General features: G+C 68.8%; 18 protein-coding genes and 1 pseudogene. 13 read left to right on the forward strand and 6 right to left on the reverse strand.

Annotated features, from left to right (window positions below; translation table 11 throughout):
• Window positions 1-9 precede the first annotated feature (9 nt).
• Both ACFQEV_RS13535 and ACFQEV_RS13540 read right to left on the reverse strand, forming a co-directional pair.
• Entirely contained in the window at window positions 10-1,128 is a 1,119-nt protein-coding gene (locus tag ACFQEV_RS13535) for a DR2241 family protein (protein ID WP_379696949.1), read from the reverse strand.
• A complete protein-coding gene (locus tag ACFQEV_RS13540) occupies window positions 1,125-2,000 on the reverse strand; it encodes a CbiX/SirB N-terminal domain-containing protein (RefSeq protein WP_379696951.1) in 876 nt (291 codons plus the stop codon). Before ACFQEV_RS13540 ends, ACFQEV_RS13535 begins: the two co-directional genes overlap by 4 nt.
• Before the next feature lie 167 nt (window positions 2,001-2,167).
• Between ACFQEV_RS13540 and ACFQEV_RS13545 the strand changes: the two genes are divergently transcribed.
• Together ACFQEV_RS13545 and cysS are read left to right on the forward strand one after the other, a co-directional pair.
• Window positions 2,168-2,671, forward strand: coding sequence for a DUF7523 family protein (locus tag ACFQEV_RS13545; protein WP_379696954.1), 504 nt, complete (start codon window positions 2,168-2,170; stop codon window positions 2,669-2,671).
• Window positions 2,672-2,823: 152 nt separating this feature from the next.
• Entirely contained in the window at window positions 2,824-4,311 is a 1,488-nt protein-coding gene (gene cysS / locus ACFQEV_RS13550; RefSeq protein WP_379696956.1) for a cysteine--tRNA ligase, read from the forward strand.
• 4 nt (window positions 4,312-4,315) lie between these two features.
• On the opposite strand, the gene ACFQEV_RS13555 is transcribed toward cysS, so the two are convergent.
• The 3 genes from ACFQEV_RS13555 to ACFQEV_RS13565 all read right to left on the reverse strand — a co-directional run bounded on the left by ACFQEV_RS13555 (window position 4,316) and on the right by ACFQEV_RS13565 (window position 6,243).
• Window positions 4,316-5,026, reverse strand: coding sequence for an SOUL family heme-binding protein (locus ACFQEV_RS13555; RefSeq protein ID WP_379696958.1), 711 nt, complete (start codon window positions 5,024-5,026; stop codon window positions 4,316-4,318).
• A gap of 55 nt (window positions 5,027-5,081) precedes the next feature.
• Window positions 5,082-5,816, reverse strand: coding sequence for an SOUL family heme-binding protein (locus ACFQEV_RS13560; protein ID WP_379696960.1), 735 nt, complete (start codon window positions 5,814-5,816; stop codon window positions 5,082-5,084).
• 142 nt (window positions 5,817-5,958) lie between these two features.
• Window positions 5,959-6,243 carry a DUF357 domain-containing protein gene (locus tag ACFQEV_RS13565; protein WP_379696962.1) on the reverse strand — a complete coding sequence of 95 codons (285 nt, stop codon included), beginning with the start codon at window positions 6,241-6,243 and terminating at the stop codon, window positions 5,959-5,961.
• A 98-nt stretch (window positions 6,244-6,341) separates the two neighbouring features.
• On the opposite strand from ACFQEV_RS13565, the gene ACFQEV_RS13570 reads away from it, so the two are divergent.
• The 10 genes and pseudogenes from ACFQEV_RS13570 to ACFQEV_RS13615 all read left to right on the forward strand — a co-directional run bounded on the left by ACFQEV_RS13570 (window position 6,342) and on the right by ACFQEV_RS13615 (window position 14,829).
• Window positions 6,342-6,767, forward strand: a complete 426-nt coding sequence (locus tag ACFQEV_RS13570) for a hypothetical protein (protein WP_379696964.1) — start codon at window positions 6,342-6,344, stop codon at window positions 6,765-6,767.
• A 118-nt stretch (window positions 6,768-6,885) separates the two neighbouring features.
• A complete protein-coding gene (locus tag ACFQEV_RS13575; RefSeq protein WP_379696966.1) occupies window positions 6,886-7,953 on the forward strand; it encodes an NAD(P)/FAD-dependent oxidoreductase in 1,068 nt (355 codons plus the stop codon).
• Between the two features lie 142 nt (window positions 7,954-8,095).
• A complete protein-coding gene (locus ACFQEV_RS13580; RefSeq protein ID WP_379696968.1) occupies window positions 8,096-8,434 on the forward strand; it encodes a DsrE family protein in 339 nt (112 codons plus the stop codon).
• 67 nt (window positions 8,435-8,501) lie between these two features.
• The gene (locus ACFQEV_RS13585) at window positions 8,502-8,786 is read left to right on the forward strand and encodes a DUF7545 family protein (protein WP_379696970.1); all 285 of its coding nucleotides are present in this window, start codon (window positions 8,502-8,504) and stop codon (window positions 8,784-8,786) included.
• Window positions 8,787-8,894: 108 nt separating this feature from the next.
• A pseudogene (locus ACFQEV_RS13590) lies at window positions 8,895-9,412 on the forward strand (YbaK/EbsC family protein).
• A 193-nt stretch (window positions 9,413-9,605) separates the two neighbouring features.
• On the forward strand, window positions 9,606-10,820 hold the full coding sequence (locus tag ACFQEV_RS13595; protein WP_379696973.1) for a putative manganese transporter: 1,215 nt from the start codon (window positions 9,606-9,608) through the stop codon (window positions 10,818-10,820).
• Between the two features lie 69 nt (window positions 10,821-10,889).
• Window positions 10,890-11,180, forward strand: a complete 291-nt coding sequence (locus tag ACFQEV_RS13600; protein ID WP_379696975.1) for a DUF7967 family protein — start codon at window positions 10,890-10,892, stop codon at window positions 11,178-11,180.
• Between the two features lie 158 nt (window positions 11,181-11,338).
• Window positions 11,339-13,432, forward strand: coding sequence for an acetate--CoA ligase family protein (locus ACFQEV_RS13605; RefSeq protein WP_379696978.1), 2,094 nt, complete (start codon window positions 11,339-11,341; stop codon window positions 13,430-13,432).
• 4 nt (window positions 13,433-13,436) lie between these two features.
• The gene (locus ACFQEV_RS13610; protein ID WP_379696980.1) at window positions 13,437-14,534 is read left to right on the forward strand and encodes a phosphotransacetylase family protein; all 1,098 of its coding nucleotides are present in this window, start codon (window positions 13,437-13,439) and stop codon (window positions 14,532-14,534) included.
• A gap of 118 nt (window positions 14,535-14,652) precedes the next feature.
• The gene (locus ACFQEV_RS13615) at window positions 14,653-14,829 is read left to right on the forward strand and encodes a zinc ribbon domain-containing protein (RefSeq protein WP_379696983.1); all 177 of its coding nucleotides are present in this window, start codon (window positions 14,653-14,655) and stop codon (window positions 14,827-14,829) included.
• Between the two features lie 25 nt (window positions 14,830-14,854).
• Here the strand turns inward: ACFQEV_RS13615 and ACFQEV_RS13620 are convergent, their stop codons facing one another.
• On the reverse strand, window positions 14,855-16,018 hold the full coding sequence (locus ACFQEV_RS13620; RefSeq protein ID WP_379696986.1) for an aminopeptidase P family protein: 1,164 nt from the start codon (window positions 16,016-16,018) through the stop codon (window positions 14,855-14,857).
• A 108-nt stretch (window positions 16,019-16,126) separates the two neighbouring features.
• On the opposite strand from ACFQEV_RS13620, the gene ACFQEV_RS13625 reads away from it, so the two are divergent.
• Window positions 16,127-17,203 carry a DUF7544 domain-containing protein gene (locus ACFQEV_RS13625; protein WP_379696989.1) on the forward strand — a complete coding sequence of 359 codons (1,077 nt, stop codon included), beginning with the start codon at window positions 16,127-16,129 and terminating at the stop codon, window positions 17,201-17,203.
• The last annotated feature ends 39 nt before the right edge of the window (window positions 17,204-17,242 follow it).

The raw sequence follows: 17,242 nt of genomic DNA on the forward strand, positions 1-17,242 counted from the left end.
CTCCCCGCTTCAGTCGTCGCCGTGGGCGGGGTCGGCCTCGCCGTCCTCGTCGGGGTGCGTGGGCGTGCCCGAGAGGTTACCTTCCTCGTCGAACCGCTTGGCGCGCAGGTAGCGCGCGCGGTACCGGTTCGCCCCCTCGTACACGTCGGCTTCCCGAATCTCCTCGGTGCGGCCGTCGGCGACGGCGTCCACGACGTCCTCGAGTTGCTCCTTCTCGGAGGGCGTGAGCTCGAACTCGTACGTCCGCGTCTCCTCTCGCTCCAACTTCGTCCACTGCCGCGCAGCGGCGACGACGAGCGAACAGGGCTCGCGGCACGGGAACGGTCCGTCACCCCCGTCGGCGTCGAGTTCGTCGCCCTCCTCGTACTCCCACTCGCGCCGCCTGAGACACTGCGAGTCGACGCAGCACGTCTCGGCGACCCACTCGACGGCCTCCCGGGGGAGTTCGTCGATGATATCGTAGATGCCCGTCTGGCGTTCGGCGGTCTCCCGCCAGTGGTTCACGTCGAGTTCGCCCTCGCGTTCGAGGTTCCAGTTGGCCACCGTCGCCGGGTAGACGGTATCGACGGCTTCGACGGCGTCACGCCCGTCTACGTCCGGAAGCGCCCACCCGGAGACGAGCGTGGGTGCCGTCTTCAGCGGTCGGTACCGGCCGCGTTCGTCGTACGTCGTCACCCCGCGGAGGTCCAACGGGTCCTCGTAGACGTCGAGTTCCGAGAGGGGCGCGCCGACGTCCTCGACGTGGCGGACGTCGTACCGCCGTTCGCCGTCGGAGCCGAGTTCGACGGAGACGGCGAGTTGCCCCCACTCGACGGCGACGCCGCCTTCGAGGGCGTCGTACCGTTCGGGGACCGAGTGGTCGCCCGCGCCCTCCGACCACCGGAGGAACGCGCGGCGGTGCCGCCCCGCGCCGACCGTTCGCTCCCAGTAGTACCAGTTCGTCACGTACGCCGCGGCGTCCGCGGCCGCCTCGCGGAGTTCGGACTCCGAAAGGCCGTGATAGGACGACTCCGGCGTTTCGAGGTCGTACTCGCCGTCGCTCTCGGCGACGGAGAGGCCGTCGAACTCGACGGGGCCGGACTCGACGGCGTCCAGTAGCGCCTCGAACTGCGAGTCGCGCACGGTCAATCCCCCGCCGTCCGCGTCTCGCGGGTGCGTTCGCGCACTGCATCGATGGCGGCGCCAACGTCCGCGCCGGCGTCCGCGGCGCGTTCGAGGATGACGTCGGCCATCAGGCCCTCGGTCCCCACCGCGCCGGCGTACCAGATGCGGTGGCCGTCCACCTCGGCGGGCACGTCGTACCCGGTGCGGTAGTCGTCGGTGAGGCCCATGTCCTCGGGGATGTCCTCCTGCGTGTGGAACCCGTCGGCGACGAACAGGGGGACGACCACCACGTCCTCGGAGTCGAAGTAGTCCGTCACGTCGTCCACCTCCGGTTCCTCATCCATGTAGAGGGCCTGCACCTCGTCGAAGCGGTCCATCTCGCGGACGCGGCGGGCGTGGTACTCGATGGCCTTCGCGGAGTTCTCGTTGCGTTCGGTGCCGTGGCCGACGACGGCCAGACCGAAGCCCTCGCCCACGTCCGGGTCGCCCGTCACCGTCTCGGCGCGGCGGACGAGAACGTCCGTCATCGCCTCGTGCGTGCCGACGGGGCCGCAGTAGTGGACCGTCTGCCCGGTGTCCTCGGCTTCCAACGTCGCCGTGTCGGCGTTCAAGCCGTCGGACTCCCACTGGGAGACGTCCCACCCGTCGAGGCGGAGTTCCCGCGGGATGACCTGTTCGGTGAAGTACCCCTCGCTGATGAACAGGGGGACGACGTACACCTCGTCGGACTCGACCGTCCGGAGGACCTCCCGCAGGTGGGGTTCCTCCTTCCAGAATCCGGTCTTCACCTCGTCGAACGCTCCCGCCGCGCGGATGGTGTCGGCGTGATTCTCGGTCGGCGCGCGCGAGTCCGGGTTGAGATGCGACCCGTGCGCCACGATGACCAGCGCTTGCATACGAGTAAATTACGACACCGTCCCCTTAGGGACTTCGCATCTCCGAAAGGAATTTTGTCGAAACGGAAGCCGAAGTTCGGTGTCCCTTCATCATTGACCAAGGATTCGCCGCCCGCCGGCCGACGGCCGCCACGGGATTTTTCATCCCGTCTCGCCACCTCCCTCCTATGTCACTCGCCGCCGAGACGCGCGACGCCGTGCGAGAGCGTCCCTACCTCCTTTCGGCCCTCCGCGCGGGCGTCGTCAACTACACCGCCGCCGCCGAATCGCTCGACGTGGAGGGCGACACGGACTCCGTGGCGACGGCCCTGCGACGGTTCGCCGACGACCTGCCCGACCTGACGACGGAGGACCGCGACGCGACGGTGCGCATGCGAAGCGGCGTCGGCCTCGCGGGCGAGGACGTGGAGGCCTCGCCGGACGACGACCGGGTGGTGACCGTCGGCGGCGTCGAGATGGTCGCCGCGGAGGGGCCGATGACCGCTCTCATCGCCACGGGCGACGTGGACGCGCGCGCCCTCTCCGCGGCCGTGGACCGCCTCGCGGCCGAAGACGTTCTCGTGGACGCCGCGGGCGTCGCCGACGGCGAACTCGTCGTGGTCGTCCCGCGCCGGCAGGGCGCGACTGCGCTCCGACTCGTCGAGGAGTCGCTTCACGAAGTCGTTCGGTAGCGGGCGTCTCTCTTCGGTCTTACTCTCCGCATTCTCCCTTCGGTCTCGCTCGCTCACGGGTCGCTTCGCTCCCCGTTCGCTTCTTCGTCGCCTCCTTTCAGTCGGCGACGCTTCCGACGGATTCAACACCGAACGCAGACAAATCCGCCACGATGACGCTGTCCGTGACCAACACCCTGACGGGCGAACGCGAGGAGTTCGAGCCACGAACAGACGACGATGTGTTGCTCTACGTCTGCGGGCTTACGGTCTCGGACGACGCGCACCTCGGGCACGCCCGCCTGTGGATGCACGCCGACGTGATGCACCGATGGCTGGAACACGAGGGGTACGACGTCCACCACGTCGAGAACTTCACCGACGTGAACGAGAAGATTGCCGCCCGGATCGGCGACGACGAACTGGGCGACTCCGAGGCCGACGTGGCGGAGCACTTCACCGGGAACGTCATCCGCGACATGCGCGGCCTGAATCTCAAGCGCGCGGAGGTGTACCCCCGCGTCTCCGAACACGTCCCCCAGATCATCGACCTCATCGAGACGCTGATAGAGAAGGGCTACGCCTACGAGTCCAACGGATCGGTGTACTTCGACGTCTCCGCCTTCGACGACTACGGCAAGCTCTCGAACCAGCGAATCGAGGAGATGGAGTCCCAAGGCCCCGAGGACGAACGCGCCGAGAAGCGCAACCCCTCGGACTTCGCCCTCTGGAAGGCGGGGGCCGTCTCCCCCGACGACGTGGCGGAACACCGCCCCGACGAACTCGGACCGGTCCGCGAACCGTGCGGCGAGACGTGGGCGTCGCCGTGGGGCGAGGGCCGCCCGGGGTGGCACATCGAGTGCTCCGCGATGTCGATGACGCACTTGGACGAGACCATCGACATCCACGTCGGCGGCCGCGACCTCGTCTTCCCGCACCACGAGAACGAGGTGGCCCAGAGCGAGGCGGCGACGGGGCGGACGTTCGCGCGCTACTGGCTCCACGTCGGCCTGTTGCAGACGGAGGGCGACAAGATGTCCTCCTCTTTGGGTAACTTCTTCTACGTGAACGACGCCCTCGAGGAGTTCGGCGCGGACGTGATCCGGACGTTCTACCTCTCGACCGCCTACGGGTCCGAGCAGACGTTCAGCGAGGACGCGATGGCCGAGGCCGAGGAGCGGTGGGACCGACTCGAACGAGCCTACGACGCCGCTCTCGGCGCCCTCGACGGCGTGGACGCCTACGCGACGGTCGCGGACGAGGAGTTCCGCGAGTCCGTCGGCGAGGTGAGAGCCGACTTCCGCGCGGCGATGAACGACGACTTCAACGTGCGCGAGGCGATGGCCGCCCTCCTCGAACTCGCGGGCGCGGTGAACCGCCACCTCGACGGCCGAGGGCGGTACGACTACCGCGCGCTACGCGAGGCCGTCGAGGCGTTCGAGGACCTCGGCGGCGACGTGTTCGGCCTCTCCTTCGGCGACGCCGGCGAGGGCGGCGACGTCTCCGTCGCGGAGGACCTCGTGGAACTCGTCCTCGACGTCCGCGAGGCCGAACGCGAGGCCGGGAACTACGGCCGGGCCGACGAACTCCGCGACGAACTCGCGGCACTCGGCGTCGAGGTGCAAGACTCCGACGACGGCCCGGCATTCCGGTTCGAGTGAGGCCTTACCGGGACTCCGACGAGACTCGCCTGACTTCGACGGCGACTTCGTTCCTGCGGAGGAACGGCGGCGTCCCGGGCGCGTCGTAGCGGAGGAGGAAGGGGTCGCCGACGACCCGAACGCCGGAGTCGTCGCCGCGGAGGTCCGAGCGTAACTCGTCGGTCTGCCGTTCGACCCGACGGTCCGTCGCCCACCACGAGAAGCGCTTCACCGCGAGCGTTCGCGCCGGCAGTTCGACCACGCGGACGTTCGGGTCTACCGGGCGGGGTGCAGACTCGTAGTCGTACGATTCCGGCAGATAGAACGCCATCCGGACGCCGTCCGCGCCGCGACTCGTCTCTACGGGCGCGGTCATCGAGACTTCTTCGCCCGCGCTATCGGCGGCCAGTTCCCCGCCGTCACGGTCCGGCGCGCGCGCGGTGCGCGTCGCGTCTCCGGTTGCGACGGGGGACGTCATCGAGAGTTCCGCGTCGGAGCGGTTGTTCCCGGAGATGTACCGGAAGAGGCGACCGAACGCCTGACGCTCCGAGGGGGCGGCAGTTTCGGCGACCACCGCCGTCGGGTAGCGTCGCACCTCCACGTCGTCGAGCGTACCCACCGTCTCGTAGGACACGTTCGCCGCGGAGCGACTCTCGTAGAGCGACCGCGCGGCGACGCCGGCGGCGAGGGAGGCGACGGCGACGCCGCCCCACTTCAGCGCACGTTTTTGAACCATACGATAGAGAAGCCCCCGGGACGGTAGGCTCTTACGAGGGTTCAGGGCGGACAAGTCACCGGTCCGCCGCGCCCGTCGAGGCGACGCGCCGCACTTCGACGGCGACTTCGTTCGGCGGGAGGAACGACGACGCGCCCGGGCCGTCGTAGCGCAGGACGAACGGGTCGCCGACGGCCTGAACGTCCTCGTTCTCGTCTCGAAGCGTCGCGAGGAGGTTCTCGCCCTCGCGTTCGGCGCGGTTCCCGACGCTCCACCGCGGGAGGGACGTCACCGCGAGCGTTCGCTCCGGGAGTTCGACCACGCGGACCTTCGGGTCCGAGGGGCGCGGGGCCGACTCGAAGTCGTACGACTCCGGCAGGTAGAACGCCATCCGAACGCCGTCGTCGTCGGACTCCTCCCCGCCGGGCGCAGTCACCGAGACGGGGCCGCCCGAGGAGTCGGAGGCGGTCACGGAGACGGCGTCCGACGCCGACTTCGACTCCGAGGGGGGCGCGCGGCGCGTCTCGCCGTCGCTCACGACGGTCGGAAACGGGGTGAGTTCGGCTTCGGCGTCGTTGTTCCCCGAGACGTAGCGGACGAGTCTGCCGAACGCCTGGTGCTCGGAGGGGGCGACCGTCTCTACGACCGTCGTCGTCGGGTAGCGTCGCAACTCCGCGCCGTCGATAGTTCCGACCGACTCGTAGGAGACGGCGGGCGTCGAACGCCTCTCGTGGACGACTCGCGCGGCGACACCGGCGAGGAGTGAGGTGGCGGCGAGGCCGCCGTAGGCGAGGGTGCGCTTTCGGGCCATACCGTCAGAGGCGTCGCGCGGGCCATAGTCTCTTGTGGGCGTTCGCGGGTCGAACGAAGCGAGGCCACGGAAAGCGAGCGCGGAGGGACGACCTGCGTGCGGATGCGACGGCTCGGTCGCACGCCACGGCCCGCCCCGTTGCTCACATCGTAAAGAGGTGCGAGTCGTCGGGCACGTCGAACAGGCCCATCCGGACGCCCGCGTCGAGCCACCCGTAGCCGTACGAGAACGACGCCAAGGCGTTCACCCAGTCGTCGTCCGCGCGGAAGTGCCGCCCGTCTTCGAGGTACGACAGCGCCATCTCGCGGCACTCCTCGGCGGCGTCGCCGAGGGGCGTCCCCGCCGGGACGGCGGGTTCCGCCTCCGCGAGTGCGTCGGCCAACATCCCCTCGTAGCGGTCGGTTTTCTCGTGGAGGTCCGCGGGCATACCTCCCCGTGGACGGCGGCGGACCAAGAAGCCGTCCGTTCGCGCCGTCCGCGCGACGCACACGGAACGACTTTAGGACGCGACGAGAACCGGGCCGTATGCGCCCTCCACTACACGCCCTCCTCCTCGGTCGGGAACGCGGCACGTCGCGACGCGCCGTCGGCCTCGCCGCCGTCCTCAGCGCCGTCGTCTTCGCCGCGTACGAACTGGTCCTCCACTCCGCCCTCGGCGGGGCCGTCTGGTATCCCTACCCCGTGGCGGGACTCGCCGTCGCCGCCGCGGCGGCGCACGCTTACCGCAACGACGGCCTCCTCGTCTCCGTCGTCGTCGGCCTCTGCCCGGCGGTGGGGTACGACCTGTACCACTTCGGCGGCCTCCACTCGGCGGCCCCGAACAGTCTCCTCCTCGCGGCGACGAGTCCGTCGCTCCTCGTCGGCCTCGCGTACGCGTCGCTCGGATTCGTCGCGGGCGCGACGCTCTCGCGCCTCGCGGGGGCGGTCGGACCCGCCACCGACGCGGTCTGACCGGAGTGCGGGTACGCGCGCGGCGTGCGGCCCCGCGCGATACGTTGACGAACCGGTTGCGCCGCGGCGCGCGCACGACAGCGGAACCTAAAAGGGAGGCAGTCTCGAATTCTGAGACATGAGCGACGACGCGGACGATTTCGTTGAACACCGGAAACTGATAATCGCGGGGTCGGGCATATCGGGCCTCTCGGCGGCCATCTACGCCGGGCGGTCCAACAACGACCCGCTGGTGCTGGAGGGGGACGAACCCGGCGGGCAGTTGACGCTCACCACCGAGGTGGACAACTATCCGGGCTTCCCCGAGGGCATCTCCGGGCCGGAACTCATCCAGAACATGCGCGAGCAAGCCGAACGATTCGGCGCGGAGATTCGCCACGGCATCGTCGAATCGGTGGACGCCGACGAGCGCCCCTTCACGGTGACGCTGAGCAACGGCGACGTGTACACCGCCGACGCCGTCATCGCCGCCTCCGGCGCGTCCGCCCGGACGCTGGGCGTCCCCGGCGAGGACGAACTCATGGGCTACGGCCTCTCGACGTGCGCCACCTGCGACGGCGCGTTCTTCCGCGGCGAGAAGATACTGGTCGTCGGCGGCGGCGACGCCGCGATGGAGGAGGCGAGTTTCCTCACCAAGTTCGCCTCGACGGTGTACCTCGTCCACCGCCGCGAGGAGTTCCGCGCGGAGGACTACTGGATCGACCGCGTCCGAGAGCAGGTGGACGACGGCGAGATAGAACTGATGCTCAACACCGAGGTGACCGAACTCCACGGGTCGGCCGAGGAGGGCGTCGAGAGCGTCACCCTCGTTCGCAACCCCGAGGGGCACCCCACCGACAAACTGGACGACCCCGAGACCGAGGAGTTCGACTTCGACGTGGGTGCGGTGTTCTACGCCATCGGCCACACGCCGAACGCCGACTACCTCGAAGGGACGGGCGTCGAACGCGACGAGGAGGGGTACGTCAAGACGAAGGGCGGCACCGACGGCGGACAGACGACGACTGACGTCCCCGGCATCTTCGGCGCGGGCGACGTGGTGGACTACCACTACCAGCAGGCCGCGACTGCGGGCGGCATGGGCGTGAAAGCCGCACTCGACGCCGACGACTACCTCGAAGAACTCGAACGCGACGGACGCGCCGAGGAAGAAGAGGCACCCGCGGCCGTCGAATCCGGCGACTGAGGCGCTTTCCCGCCGAACGTCCGTTTTACGCGCCGCCCGTTCCGTTCCGCCTCTGAGCGCAGACGCCGGCTGACCGTCCGAACACGTTCGCGGAGTCTGCAAGCACGACAACTTCCTCGCGTCCGGACGACGAACGATTAGCATGAAGACAGTAGTCCACCTCGTCTCCGCGGACGAAGCCGAACAGCAGACAGCGCTGAACATCGTTCGAAACCTCGTCGAGGACGAGTCGGGAACCATCGACCAGGTGGCCGTCGTCGCGCAGGCGGACGGGATAGAGCGAGTGACGACGGAGGAGGACGAGGGCGAGGAAGTCGAGAACCTCCTCGCCGACGGCGTCGAGTTCAAGGCCTGCAGCAACACCCTCCAGATGAAGGGCTTAGAGGAGTCCGACCTCGTCGGCGGCATCGAGACGGTGCCGGAGGGCGCAGTCGAGGTGACGCGCCTGCAGACCGAGGGGTACGCGTACATCCGCCCGTAGTTCACGCCGCCGGACCGGTCACCTCCGATTCCCACACATCCTTAAGTCGAGAGGCCCCACGGAGCGTATGGTCGATACCGAAATCTACACCATCGAAGGCCCGAACGGCGACGTCGAATCCATCGAACTCCCCGAGGGTCTCGTGGACGTGTTCGCCGAACAGGGAGAGGAACCGACGAACGTCGTCGGCGACCTCGTAGTGCAGGCGTTCGCACAACAGGCCCACGTCGTCGTCCACCACAGCGAGGGCGAGACGGCGGCCGACCTCTCGGAACTCAACGAGGAGATGGAGACCATCTTCGAGGAGCGCTTCGGCGTCCCCCTCTCGGAAGCGATGGGCCACAGCCACTAACGACGGCTTCTCGTGCGACTCTCGCGGTGCGGTCTCTCACCCCCGGCGGCCGGAGTCGGCCGCCGGGAAGCGAACCACTTTTCGTCCCGGTCCGTGCGACACGGTAGTGTGCACCAGGGAGCGAGGACGTTCGCCCCCGAGGCGGCCGAACGGCACGACTTCGAGGTGACCGTCGAGGAGTTCCCCGAGGGGACGAAGACGGCGGCCGACGTTGACGGGCGGAGCCCGTCAGCCCGCCGGACGTAGCCCGGTGACGCCGCCGACGCCGTCGGGTGCGACGTCGGGCAGATAGCCAGCAGCCCCGTCTTCGACTGCGACGGCGAGTTCGTCGTCGTCCCCAGCGGTGCGAATCGGGTGAGCGAGGCGAAGCTCGCGGCCCACCTCGGACTCCACGAGGGCGACGTGTCGATGGGCGACCCCGAGGAGACACGCGAGGTGGTCTGGTGGTCCATCGGCGGCGTCCCGCCGTTCTGCCACGAAACCGACCTCCGCGCCCCGTTCGACGAGTCCCTCTCTGAGTACGACACCGTCGGGGCGCGGCGGGGACGCCGAGCGCGATGTTCCCCGTCGCCCCCGAGGAACTGCGCCGACTCGCCGACGCCGCACCCACGGACGTGACGGAGTAACCCGTCCGTCCTCTCTTCTCGTTCTCCGCCGAGGAGCGCTGACGACCCCGTCTCGGACGTATTCTTCCGAAATCAATCCGCCCCCGTTCGAACGCACAGATTTATTTTTAGAGGCGTCTAAACATCTGGTAAGACATGAAAAACATTGCTCTACGCTGGGCTCGAACGCCACGGCGCGCCGTAGGTGGGTCGCGTGGCTGAACTGTTCGACCTGTTCGCGGCGTCCGTCCGCGACGGCTTCGTGCAGGTGAGCGCGTTCGTCGCCGTGACGGTTCTGCTCTTCAGTTACGTGCAGTACCGCACGGACGGCCGACTCGTCCGTCGGTTGGAGGAGAACCGCCGCGCCGGACCGCTGGTCGGCGCGCTGATGGGACTGACGCCGGGGTGCGGCGGCGCTATCGTGATGATGCCGCTGTACGTCCGCGGCACCGTCTCGTTCGGCACCGTCGTGGCGACGCTCGTCGCCACCGCGGGCGACTCGGCGTTCGTCCTGTTGGCTCTCGCCCCGAAGGCGGCGCTGTACGCCTACGGCATCGCCTTCGTCGCCGCCGTCGCCTTCGGGTACGGCATCGACCGGTTCGGACTCGGCGTCTCGCGCGTCGACGCCGCGGTGGCGAGTCTCCGCCCCGCCGTCTCGGACGGGGGTGTGGCGGCACCCGCGGTCGGGAGTCAAGTCCACCACTACGCCGAAGCCGAAGGGTGCGCCGTCGATGGACCAACGCGCGACTCGTCGCTCGGACGGCGCGCGTCCCGACTCGCACTCGGCACGTGGTGGGTCGCCGCCGCCGTCGCCCTCGTCGTCGGCGTCCTCTACTTGCTCCGCGGCGCGCCGGAGGTTCCGCTGGCGCTCGGCCTCTCGTACGCCGGCGTCTTCACGCTCGTCGGCGTCGTCGGAACCGCGCTGTCGGCGTTCCTCTACTTCGTCGGCCGGCGCTACGTCGGCCACGGGCGCGTCGGCGAGGGCGAGAACTCATTCGAGAGCGCCGCCGAGACGCTCACGCACGCGGCGATGGAGACGTCGTTCGTCACCGTCTGGGTCGTCGCCGCCTACCTCGTCTACGAGTACGCCGTCCTCTTCTCGGGCGTCGATATCGCCGCCGTCGCCGCCGCCGCGGGGGTTCTCGCCCCGGTGGCGGGCGCGGCCCTCGGACTCATCCCCGGGTGCGGCCCGCAGATCGTCCTCTCGGCGGCCTACGCGGAGGGTGCGATTCCGTTCTCGGCGCTGGCGGCGAACGCCATCAGTCAGGACGGCGACGCCCTCTTTCCCCTCATCGCCATCAACAAGACGGCCGCCGTCGTCGCGAGTATCTACACCACGATTCCCGCCGTCGCCGTCGGCGTCGCCCTCCACCTGACGTGGACGGCCGTGTTCGGACTCCCGCAGTTCGGCTTCGGCGTCCTCGGGTGACGGCTCGCGGCCCCCGCCCGCGGACGACTTATCTGTCCCCGGGTCGTCAGTTCCGTCAAGTGATGTCCCGTGAGTGAGAGCGACGAATCCGTCGAAACCGAGCGCGTGTGGCTCGTCGAGCGGACGTACTCCGACGACGAACAGAACATCATCATCCTCGTGTACGCGACGCCCGACGGGTCGAAGTACCTCCGGAAGGAGCGGTCGCTGACGAGTTTCGGCGACGTGCGCGACACGACGGCGGCGCTTGAGGCGAAGCCCGGAAGCCTCGGGACGGTGGACGACCCGGAGCAACGCGAGCAGTACGCCGCGGAAGTCGAGCGAACGCGCGAACAGTACGCGCCGGACGACCTTATCTGACGCCCCTCCGACCCCGCCCGACCCGCGCCGTTCGAATCGTACATTTGAACAATAATCCGTGGACAATTATCAAAGACCGTGAGCGAGAACTGCCCTCACAGTCCATGTGATAGGGAACATGCCCGGATTTATGCGGAGAGGGCGAGTACCGTCGGGCGATGGGAGAGTTATCTGAGTTGTTCGTGCCCGAGCGAATCGCCGTGGTGGGTGCGACAGAGCGCGAAGGCTCCGTCGGTCGCGCCATCATGGAGAACCTCGTCGAGGACTTCGACGGGGAAGTCGTCCCCGTCAACCCGAAGTACGACGAGGTGTTCGACCTCCCGGCGGTCGGGAGCGTCGGCGACGCCGACGCCGACCTCGCCGTCGTCGTCGTCCCGCCGCACGTCGCGGTGGACGTCGTCGAGAACGCCGGCGAGGCGGGCGTCTCGAACGTCGTCGTCATCACCGCCGGATTCGGCGAGACCGGAACCGAGGGTGCGACGCGGGAGCAGGAACTGACCGCCGTCGCCGAGGAGTACGACATGAACCTCGTCGGCCCCAACAGCCTCGGCATCATGTCCACGCCGAACGGGATGAACGCCACGTTCGGCCCCGAGAACGCGACGGAGGGGTCGATGTCGTTCATGAGCCAATCGGGCGCGTTCATCACCGCGGTGCTCGACTGGGCGAACGACCAGGGCATCGGCTTCAAAGACGTCGTCTCCTTGGGTAACAAGGCAGTCTTGGACGAGGCGGACTTCGTCGATACGTGGGGCGACGACGAGGACACCGACGTCATCATCGGCTACCTCGAAGGCATCGACGCCGGGCGCGAGTTCATCGACACCGCGCGCGAAGTCACGAGCGACACGCCGATCGTCCTCGTGAAGTCCGGCCGGACGGACGCCGGCGCGCAGGCCGCCTCCAGCCACACGGGCACTATCGCGGGGTCCGACGAAGCGTACGAGGCGGGCCTCGAACAGGCGGGCGTCATCCGCGCGGAGTCCGTCCAGGAACTGTTCGACGCCGCGCGCGTCCTCGAGAACCAACCGCTCCCCGAGAACGACGACATCGCCGTTATCACGAACGCGGGCGGCCCCGGCGTGATGACCACCGACGCCGTCGGCGACTCCCGCCTCTCGATGGCGGAGTTCACCGATGAGACGCTCGATACGTTCTCGGAGACGCTCCCTGAGGAGGGGAACATCTTCAACCCCGTGGACATCGTCGGCGACGCCGACAACGAGCGGTTCCGCGAGGCGCTCGACGCGGCCCTCGCCGACGAGAACGTCGGGGCGGCCCTCGTCCTCAGTTGTCCGACGGCCGTCCTCGACTACGGCGAACTCGCCGAGGACACCGTCGAACTACAGGAGAAACACGACAAGCCCGTCGCGGCCTGCTTCATGGGCGGCGAACGCGTCACGTCCGCCGAGGAGGTCCTCACCGACGCGGGCATCCCCAACTACTTCGACCCGGCCCGCGCCGTCGGCGGACTCGACGCCCTCGCGCGCTTCCGCGACATCAGCCGACGCGAGTACGACGACCCCGTCGAGTTCGACGTGGACCGAGAGCGCGCCCGCGAGATCCTGTCGAGCGTGAAGGGCCGCGACGACACCCGCCTCGGCGTCGAGGCGATGGACCTGCTGGACGCCTACGGCATCGAGACGCCGCAGGGCGACATCGTGGACGCGCCCGCTGACGCCCTCGAAGTCGCAGAGGGGATAGAGAGCGACGTAGTGATGAAGATCGTCAGCCCGGACATCCTGCACAAGTCCGACATCGGCGGCGTCAAAGTCGGCGTCCCGAACGAGGAGGTGTACGACGCCTACGAGGACCTCGTCACGCGGGCGCGGAACTACCAGCCCGACGCCAACATCATCGGCGTGCAGGTCCAAGAGATGGTGGACTTAGACGCGGGCGTCGAGACCATCGTCGGCATGAACAAGGACCCGCAGTTCGGACCGTTACTCATGTTCGGTCTCGGCGGCATCTTCGTCGAAGTGCTGGAGGACACGACGTTCCGCGTCGCGCCCGTCTCCGAGTCCGAAGCCGCAGAGATGACCGAGGAGATAGACTCCGCGCCGCTTCTGCGCGGCGCGCGCGGCCGCGACCCCGTGGACGTGGAGGGCGTCTCCGAGACCATCCAGCGCCTCTCGCAGCTCGTCACGGACTTCCCGGCCATCCTCGAACTGGACATCAACCCCCTCGTCGCCGCGCCCGACGGCGTGAAAGCCGTGGACGTGCGACTCACCGTGGACCCCGACCAACTGTAGACCCATGAACACGCTACTCGTCACCTCGACCCACGAAAGTACCGGCAAGACGGCCGTCACCCTCGCCCTCGGCCAACTCGCGAAAGAACGCGGCCTCGACGTGGGCTACATGAAGCCCAAGGGCACGCGCCTGCAGTCGAACGTCGGCAAGACGCTCGATCAGGACCCGATGCTGGCGCGCGAAGTGCTCGAACTCGACGCCGAGATGCACCAGATGGAACCCGTCGTCTACTCGCCGACGTTCATCGACGGCGCGATTCGCGGGCAGGAGGACGGCGAGGAACTCGCCGAGATAATCGAGGAGTACTTCGGTCAACTCTCGGAGGGGAAGGACCTCATGCTCGTCGAGGGCGGCGGCGTCTGGTCCACCGGCGGCATCGTGGACCTGACGGACGTGGACGTGGCGGACCGCCTCGACGCGGGCGTCCTCCTCGTCGCGGACTACCGGAAGACGGCCGACTTGGACGACGTCGTCGCCGCCGCCGAACAGTTCGGCGACCGACTGACGGGCGTCCTCTTCAACGGCGTCACCGACAGCGCCTTCGACGAACTCGAACAGGAGGTCGTTCCCTTCCTCGAAGGCCGCGACATCCCCGTCCTCGGCGTCGTCCCGCGCGAGAAGGAACTGGCGGGCGTCACCGTCGAGGGACTCGCCGACGAACTCGGCGCGAACCTCGTCACCGGCGGCGAGACGGACGCCTACGTCGAACGCTTCCTCGTCGGCGCGATGGGCGGCGACGCCGCCCTGCGGTACTTCCGGCGCACGAAGGACGCCGCGGTCATCACCGGCGGCGACCGCTCCGAGATAATCACCGCCGCCCTCGAAGCGCCCGGCGTGAAGACCATCATCCTCACCGGCGGCCACCGGCCCTCGGGGGCCGTCCTCGGCAAGGCCGAATCGAAGGGCGTGCCCGTCATGACCGTCAACGGCGACACCCTCACCGTCGTCGACCGCGCGGAGGACGTCATCCGGTCGGGTCGCACCCGCGACGAACGGACGGTCGACCTGATGCGCGACCTCCTCTTCGAACACACCGACGTGGACGCACTCGTCGGCAAAGTCGCGCCCGGCGAGGACGAGGACGGGGACGGAGACTCGTAAGCCCCCGTCCCCCGTCCGGCACGTCCCGTAGCGAGACGTTCGAGAACCGCCGCACGGCCGTTCGCTCCCGGGAGACGCCGACCCAACGCTTATTCGGGCTCCTCCCGTCCGTTCACAGATGAGCCTGTTCGAGAAAGCCGGGCGGAAGTTCGAGGAGACGAAGCGGTCGTTCACCGGCGGAGACGACGCCGAGGGCGACCCCGAGTACGTCTGTCGCTCCTGCGAGAAGCCGGTGAGCGAGGACTACGACCACTGCCCCCACTGCGGCGACGCGGCCGTCGAACCGGTCGAGTAACCCCGTCGAGCGACGCCCCCTCGCCTCAGCACTCCCACCCGCGGTCGGTGCGGTTCAACCGCTCGCACCCCTCGTCGGTGACGACCACGAGGTCCTCTATCCTGACGCCGAACTCCTCGGGCAGATAGATTCCGGGTTCGACGCTGAACACCATCCCGGGTTCGAGTTTGCGGTCGTTCCCTTCGACGATGTACGGTTCCTCGTGGACGTCGAGTCCGACGCCGTGGCCGGTTCGGTGGACGAACCGGTCGCCATACCCCGCCTCCTCTATGACCTCGCGGGCGGCGCGGTCCACCGACTCGGCGGCCACGCCCGGTTCGACCGCTTCGACTCCCGCCGCCAACGCCGCTTCGACGACGGCGTGAGCCTCCGCGAACGTCTCCGAAGGGTCGCCGTCGAAGACGACGGTGCGCGTCTGGTCGCTGGGATAGCCGTCCACGCGCGTCCCGAAGTCGAGGACCACCGGGTCGCCCGCGCGTATCTCCCTGTCGCCGTGGTGGTGGTGCGGCATCGCGCCGTTCGGCCCCGACCCGACGATGGTCTCGAAGGAGACGCCCTCCCCGCCCGCCTCGGCCAGCAGTCGCTCTATCTCGCGGGCGAGTTCGCTCTCGGTCAGTCCGACGGCGTCGGACCCCATCGCGCGGACCGACTCCATCGCCTCGTCCGCCGCCGCGGCGGCCCTCCGCATCGCGTCGAGTTCCGCCTCGTCCTTCCGCATCCGGAGGTCCGACAGCACTTCGCTCGCCAGTCCGAACGTCGCATCCGACAGCACCGCCCGCAGGTCGTGGGTGAAGCGCGCCCACATCGTGTCGTTGAGGAGGACGCGCGGTTCGGGGGGCAGATCGAGGTCCGAAACGACTGACTCGACGGCGGCGAGTGGGTCGTCGTCGTCCGCCCACGTTCGCACGTCCTCGACCCACGACGCCGCGCGGACCTGTTCGCCGTACAGTTCGGGCACGAGGAACGTCGGGTCGCCCTCCGCGGGCAGGAAAAAGAGGAGGTGTCGCTCGCCGGGGTCCTCCGCGAACCCCGAGAGGTAAAACAGGTTCCGACTGGGGAAGCAGACGAGCGCGTCCGCATCGGCGTAGTCAGACGTGGTCTGACCGCCTGCCGACGCTCCTTCGGCACCGTCAGCGTCCGACAGGGCCGCCTGCGCGTCGCGCGTCCGTCGTTCGAAGGCGGTTGGCATAGCACCGCTTCCGCGCCGCGGGACAAATACCTGCGGGGGACGGGGTGCGTCGGAGCGACGCCGCCCCGACAGGAGATTTTATCCGGGTCGGACGTTCAACTCACCCGCATGTCGTGGAACGCAGTCGACGCCCTCTCGGACGCCCGCGCGGCGACCCAGTCCCTCCTCCTCCCGTTCGACCCCCGGACGTGGGCGAAGTTGGCGCTCGTCGTCTTCTTCGTCGGAACCGGAACGAACGCCTCCCTGACGACGAACGGGTCCGGAACCTCCGGGGCGAACGTCGGCCCGACGCTCGACTTCGACCCCGGAACGTTCTCGCCCGGCGGGGCGGTTCCGACGTTCGACACCGCCTCGCTGTTCACGCTCGTCGTCGGTCTCCTCGCCGTCCTCCTCGCCCTGTTCCTCCTCCACTCGTTTCTCGCCTCGGTCTTCGAGTTCGTCTTCGTGGACAACGTGACGTCCCCCCGCGTGCGCCTCCGCACCCCGTTCCGAACCCACCTCGGCGACGGGACGCGACTGTTCGCGTTCAAACTGATTCTCGGCGCCGCCGTCCTCTCACTCTTCGCGGTCCCCGTCGCGGCGATCGTCTTCGGCGGCATCGCCCTCGGTCCGGGGGCGTTACTCGCCGTCGTCCCGGTCCTCCTCGTCGGCGTCCTCGCCGCCTTCGTCGTCGCCCTCGTCCTCGGGTTGACCCGCGACTTCGTCGTTCCGGCGATGCTCGTCGAGGACTGCGGCGTCCTCGCGGGGTGGCGGCGCGTCCTCCCGTCGATGCGCGCCGAGTGGAAGGAGTTCGCGCTGTACGTCGTCATCCGTATCGCGCTCAACGTCCTCTCGGGCGCGCTTCTCGCCGTCGCACTCGCCCTCGTCGGCCTCGTCGTCGCCGTACCGTTCGTCCTCCTCGGCGCCGTCGTCTGGGCGGCGTTCTCCCCGTTCGCCGCCGCTCTGACGACGGGGACGGTCCTCGTCGGCGCTCTCGTCGCCCTGTACGTCGTCTGCCTCGCGGCGGCGGGCCTGTTCGTCACCGTTCCGGTCGCCGCGTACTTCCGGTACTACTCGCTTTACTTCCTCGCGCGCGTCGATTCCGACCTCGCACTCGTGGCGCGACCCGACGCGCCGGAGCGACCGGCGGAGAGGGGGCCGGAATCGGGGGCCGCCGACGCCGATTCGGACGCCGCCGGGGTCTGAGTAAGCCGGGCTTACTCCGTTCTCCGCTTCGACCTCGAC

The sequence above is a fragment of the Halopelagius fulvigenes genome (assembly GCF_042662625.1).
In the GTDB taxonomy this organism is placed as follows: Archaea; Halobacteriota; Halobacteria; order Halobacteriales; family Haloferacaceae; genus Halopelagius; species Halopelagius fulvigenes.